We start from the raw sequence: 5,793 nt of genomic DNA, 5'->3' as shown, positions 1-5,793 counted from the left end.
CAAAGGTTAAGGGGATAGATAAGGACTGTAGTGAACAGATTAACACTCAACCATATTTATAAAGCTTATCCAATTGATATATATGGGTTGGAAGGATGATATTATAAAGTTGAACCTGCAGGAATTCCATTTTTTAGCTATGCATAAGGTGAATCCTGCACAATCTCACCTAATTACTATACGTTTTCAAACAAGGCATAATGTAGAAGAGATGAATTTGTTGTCTCAGTTTCATCCAGACCAACAAATTTCTATGGGCTCCTAAATCTATACCATCATACACTATCCTATGATAGTGTTTTTTGAGATCAAAGGTAAAAGAGTTTGGATACAGTGTTACTGTGCTATTCGCAACTGCCTTTGCTATATCTATTAGTTGAAGAGTTGATAAAGATAGAGGGAATATAATAAAAATACCTGTTTAAATTAATTTAAGACCATATTTAAAAGGAAAAAAGGCTTATGTATTTGGCAATTATCTCTATGCCCCTGTGCTGAAAATCCATTTGAAGGATTGCTTTGATTCCAAAAAAGTGATGAATATAATGGAAAACCAGTTTTACAGAAAATTAATGCAAATATAGATATGGAGAATTATTATTCCCTTTATTAATGGATAAGATGAGTACCCTAATTGGTAGGAAAAATTATGCAAGATTAGTGCAGAAGTTAAAAGAGAAAGAAAGATCATCTATGGCCTTATTTCCAGTTTCAAATTTAGGCAATCTGGATAGATTGAATTATCCTGGGAATAGATTTCAGGTTATTTAGGTCATCTCGACTACACAATATCATGGAATGTTGCTATCATTCTCCAGTATTAATGACCAGATTGTGATCTTGGTTTCATATCAGCAAATGGAATTTATGCATGAAGAGATTGAGGATATTATCGCTCTGCTTGAACAAGTCTTAGGAGAGTTGCTCGATATGTAGATGTTCTAGCGGGAAATTATATATTTCGGATTTGATCAATTTAATGATAGGAAGGTGAATATGAAAATAGGAATTGTCACAGGGGCTTCATCAGGAATTGGTAGGGAATTCGTTTATCAGCTTGAATCTGCTTATGAGCTTGATGAGCTGTGGTTGATCGCAAGAAGGGAGGATCGGTTAATGGAGACTTCAGCTAGACTTCAGCAAGCTAAGGGTGTTGTAATTCCCATGGATCTAACCTCTGTAGAGGAAATGAATATGCTCAGGAGAAAGATTGAGGATGAATCTCCTGAGATTTGTGTATTGATAAACAACGCAGGGCATGGAATAATCGGGGCATTCGAAGATATTTCAATAAATGATCAATTGGGTATGATTGATCTGAATGTTAATGTGTTAGTGAGACTTACACATATTTGTCTTTCCTATATGAGCGAGGGTAGTATTATATATCAAATTGCATCCCTCAATGCCTTTATGCCAGTACCGGATGGGGCTGTTTATAGCGCAACTAAGGCCTTTGTGTTGAATTTTGCGTTTTCTCTTTATCAGGAATTGAAAAAAAAGGGAATCCATGTGATTGCTGTATCTCCCGGGGCGGTAGGTACAGAGTGGTTAGAGATTGCATCCAATGGAGTAATGAAAGCGCCGCCATTCGCTGCCAGTGCATCGGATGTTGTAAGATTGGCAATTCGGGATGCTAAGAAGAAGAAACTCAATTCAACATATGGTTTACGAAATAAGGGGAACCTGATTCTTTTGAGGGTTTTAAGCAAGAAATTTTTCTTTAGGTTGCTATCGAAAGTATAAATTGAGGTTACTAATGAGTCATCCATGGAAAAGGCTTTCTTTAAAAAGTAATGAAGAAAATATTGATATGTTCTGCTTCCCATATTCAGGTGGCACTGCACAGGTCTTTCTCCCATTTGCCCGTTCGCTACCGGTAAGCATGGGCTTATATGCCTTGGAAATGCCTGGCAGGGGGAGGCGTTTTCGAGAAAATCTACCGGATTCAATTTCTTCAGTAGTTGATGAGGCAATCCACGGGTTAATCCCTCTCCTGGATACAAAGGAGTATGTACTATTTGGCCACTCACTTGGGAGTCTTATAGCCTTTGAAACCGCAAGGGTATTGAAGGGTAAGGGATCACACATGCCCATGCATATTTTTGTTTCAGGGGCAAGATCTCCTCAAACACCAATGAGGGATGAACTAATTCACTATCTTCCTGATGATGACTTTGTTAATAAGCTTAAGAAGATTGGTGGTACACCCCAGGAAGTACTGCAAAATAAGGAGATGTTGGAGCTTTTGATACCAATGCTTCGTAATGATTTCCGAATGTACGAGGTATATAAATATGAGGAAGATGAACCCTTGGGGTGCCCAATTACAGCAATTGGTGGATTACAGGATAAGAGAGTGACATCTGATGATGTTGAAGGATGGTCAGTGCATACCAGTGTATCCTTCACCAAACATATGCTAAATGGCGACCACTTCATAATCCATACGCATCTTAAGGATATAATTGATATTATTATTAATACACTGGCGCATAAATTTTTTTGATAATTTACATAAATAAGCTCAAATAAAGATTTCACAAGTAATTAGGTTTTGAGGGATTTAGTGAAATAATTTTGTCATTTATAGTACAAAAAAGTATCAGCTTCAGTATGAAACAACCGATCATTATGATAACACAGCTTGAATTATTATTATGAAATGTAATATTAATATAATATTTATAATAATTTATATAAATGTTGTTTACAAGAAAATGTTTTGTGAACAATATTACAATTAATTATCCATTTAACCACAAGCTGGCCCATGAAAAGATTAACATATTTAGATTTATGTTAAATATAAATTAAAATATTAATTCAAAGAGGTGGAATTCATGGTTGGATAAAATAATTAAAAGGGGGATTATCATGAATGATCAAAATAGGTTTATAGAACTCCTGGTTTTTCATATTGATCAACTCAAGAGAAGAATCATGATAATGGAAGAACTAGACGAGACTTACAGGGATTATGTTAGTGGTTTTAATAATAGGCATACAGAAATCGAGAGGCAGATTAAATTAACCATGGGTGAATTATCATTATTGAATGAAATACTAGATAATGAAGTTACCCAGCATCTCGATTATAATGACCAAAACATCAACGCTCAACAATCTATAGCAATAAGATGATAAATTTAAATTGAAATTGGATCATATGAAATGATAATTGTTTTCACAGTATTTGGATTATTATATTAAGGATATTAGAGTGAAAAAATTACTTGGTGAAATGCTAATAGAGAATAGAATACTAACTCACGATCAAATAGCGGTTGCTATAGAGATTCAAAATAATATTGAACAAAATCCTATTGGGGTTATTCTCAATAAACTTGGTTATGTAAATAAGGATACTCTTGCATTGTATTTAAGAAAGCAGGCTAAAAAATAGAAAATGACGGGGATTATCTTATCATTTCTAATATGCTAATAAACATCCAATCCCTAAGTGATTAGGTCAATTTAATAGAATACCTCTATATTTTCCTCATAAACATCAAGTGAACATATTTAAGCATTTATGCTGACAAAAATGTTTTTTTGATTATTTAATTCAATCACAATTACCACAAATTATTCAGAATAGATTAGGAGACATCAGTATTTCTAGTAATTTAAAAAAAATGATTTGACTCCCTGATAATGTTTAATTATTAGTATAATATATTCTACACAAATAAAATCCAAATTATAATCATTTTTTATTAATAGTCTATTTAACCTGTTATCGATTTAAAGCTTTATATTTTTGTCTTCCCATTTAGATAATATTACACACAAGTATTTACTATTATCAGAATACTATATTTGAATGTGAGAAAATCATTTCTTTGGCATTGAAGGCTAACAGGAGATTTAGCCATTAAATCATTAGCTGATACTGGATGATGCCATTTAGGATTCTGTGCTTGTTCTTTTTTATCAGTTTGCCATCCACTCCGATGGTGGTGTAATTAGAATCATTCCAATAAGTATTTCAGTAACTAATTAATACTATAATTAGTCCTACAATTCAATAAGAGTATACGTTTTATTATATTAATGTATTGGAGTTTTAATAAGCTGCAATGACGTTATTCCCTCAGTCTAAACCTAATGAGGGTATGCAAATCCATTCTTGTTAAATAGAGAAAATCAAGGATGGATTATAATAAAATAGTTTGATTATTATAATAAAATCTGTTATAAATAAACTTTCGGATTATTGCTTTTTGTAACTACTCAGGTGTTTTTATTTTCATATAAACGATGAGATAAAAAAATATTTAAGAAAATGGATTTCTTCATTATCAGCGATCGTGAAGTAATTTATATAAGCTATTTTAATAATTCAATTATTTTGTGTTTTCCAATATTTGAGTAACTATATTAATTAAAAAATTAATATTTTATTTATATGAAGGTAATACTGGTTGGTTAGGAGGGAAGTATGAAGGTCTTGATGTTTGGATGGGAGTTTCCGCCCTTTATAAGCGGTGGATTGGGTACAGCCTGTTTTGGTATTACAAAAGGGTTAATAGATAATGACGTTGATATTACCTTTGTGCTACCTACAAAAAAAGGCAAGGGGATTGCTAATCAAATTAAAGTAATTGGCGCGGATGAGGTGCCTTTAGTTGGAGATCTAAGAAGAATACGAGAACATTTGAAAGTAATCAATATAAAGTTATTGGATTCCTATTCCCCATATTATACAACTATTGCTAATGGACAACACCTGAAATACTTATCCTCCTGGGGGAAAATGAAAGAGGGGCAGGGAAGTGTTCTAGGATTTACGGGGAATTATGGGGAGAATTTATTGGCTGAGGTTATGGGGTATGCCTTAGTTGGGGAGTCCATATGCTATAATCATGAGTTTGATATTATTCATGCTCATGATTGGCTCACATATCTGGCTGGTGTACAGACTAAACAGGTTAGTGGAAAGCCTCTTGTTATTCATGTTCATGCGACTGAGTTCGATAGAAGTGGGGATAATATTAACAACGATGTATACAATATTGAAAAATATGGCATGGATAATGCGGATACAATTATTGCTGTGAGTTATTATACAAAAAATATAATAGTCAACCATTATGGAATTAATCCTGATAAGATCGAAGTTGTGCATAACGCCGTCAATAAGGAAAGGCAGCTTGAGAGATATGGGATTAGTAAGAATCTTGATGAAAAGATAGTGCTATTTCTAGGGCGCGTTACAATGCAGAAGGGACCTGATTATTTTTTGGAAGCTGCTAACCTTGTATTAAAAAGAGCTGAAAATGTAAGATTTGTCATGGCAGGCAGCGGTGATCTGCTTCCTCAAATGATACAAAGGATGGCTGAGCAGAGAATAGCGGATAGATTCCATTTTACAGGTTTCTTAAGAGGGACTGATGTGGAGAGAATGTATGCAATGAGCGATCTCTATGTAATGCCATCGGTATCAGAACCCTTTGGCCTTTCTCCATTTGAGGCATTGGTCTATGATGTTCCAATAATAATCTCTAAGCAATCAGGTGCTTCGGAAATACTTAAACATGCAATATGCGTGGATTTTTGGGATGTTAACAAGCTTGCTGAAAGCATCGTCTCCATCCTTAACTATGAAGAGCTATCTAGGGAAATTGTGAGGGAATGCAAAGAAGAGCTTAAGAGTGTTGAATGGAATACAGCTGGTAATCGGATAAAAAAAATATATGATAGATTTGCAGCTTAATAATAACCCATCCTTCTATGAATGAGTGTTATTATTAGTTTTAATTAAGGATTAAAGGGCTCAACTTATGAAAG

Annotated in this window: 6 protein-coding genes; all 6 read left to right on the top strand. The window is 33.8% G+C overall.

Annotated features, from left to right (window positions below):
• Nucleotides 1–621 precede the first annotated feature (621 nt).
• The 6 genes from SVZ03_12305 (at nt 622) to SVZ03_12280 (ending at nt 5,719) form a co-directional block, all read left to right on the top strand.
• The gene (locus tag SVZ03_12305) at nt 622–771 is read left to right on the top strand and encodes a hypothetical protein (protein ID MDY6934987.1); all 150 of its coding nucleotides are present in this window, start codon (nt 622–624) and stop codon (nt 769–771) included.
• Nucleotides 772–996: 225 nt separating this feature from the next.
• Nucleotides 997–1,746 carry an SDR family NAD(P)-dependent oxidoreductase gene (locus tag SVZ03_12300; protein MDY6934986.1) on the top strand — a complete coding sequence of 250 codons (750 nt, stop codon included), beginning with the start codon at nt 997–999 and terminating at the stop codon, nt 1,744–1,746.
• Nucleotides 1,747–1,759: 13 nt separating this feature from the next.
• The gene (locus tag SVZ03_12295; GenBank protein ID MDY6934985.1) at nt 1,760–2,509 is read left to right on the top strand and encodes a thioesterase domain-containing protein; all 750 of its coding nucleotides are present in this window, start codon (nt 1,760–1,762) and stop codon (nt 2,507–2,509) included.
• Nucleotides 2,510–2,877: 368 nt separating this feature from the next.
• On the top strand, nt 2,878–3,144 hold the full coding sequence (locus SVZ03_12290) for a hypothetical protein (protein MDY6934984.1): 267 nt from the start codon (nt 2,878–2,880) through the stop codon (nt 3,142–3,144).
• Nucleotides 3,145–3,223: 79 nt separating this feature from the next.
• Nucleotides 3,224–3,406, top strand: a complete 183-nt coding sequence (locus SVZ03_12285; protein ID MDY6934983.1) for a hypothetical protein — start codon at nt 3,224–3,226, stop codon at nt 3,404–3,406.
• Between the two features lie 1,038 nt (nt 3,407–4,444).
• A complete protein-coding gene (locus tag SVZ03_12280; GenBank protein ID MDY6934982.1) occupies nt 4,445–5,719 on the top strand; it encodes a glycosyltransferase family 4 protein in 1,275 nt (424 codons plus the stop codon).
• Nucleotides 5,720–5,793: the final 74 nt, after the last annotated feature.

Source organism: Spirochaetota bacterium (assembly GCA_034190085.1).
Taxonomy (GTDB): Bacteria; Spirochaetota; UBA4802; order UBA4802; family JAFGDQ01; genus JAXHTS01.
The sequence above is the reverse complement of the archived record's forward strand: the minus strand, read 5'-3'. Positions and strand labels throughout refer to the sequence as shown.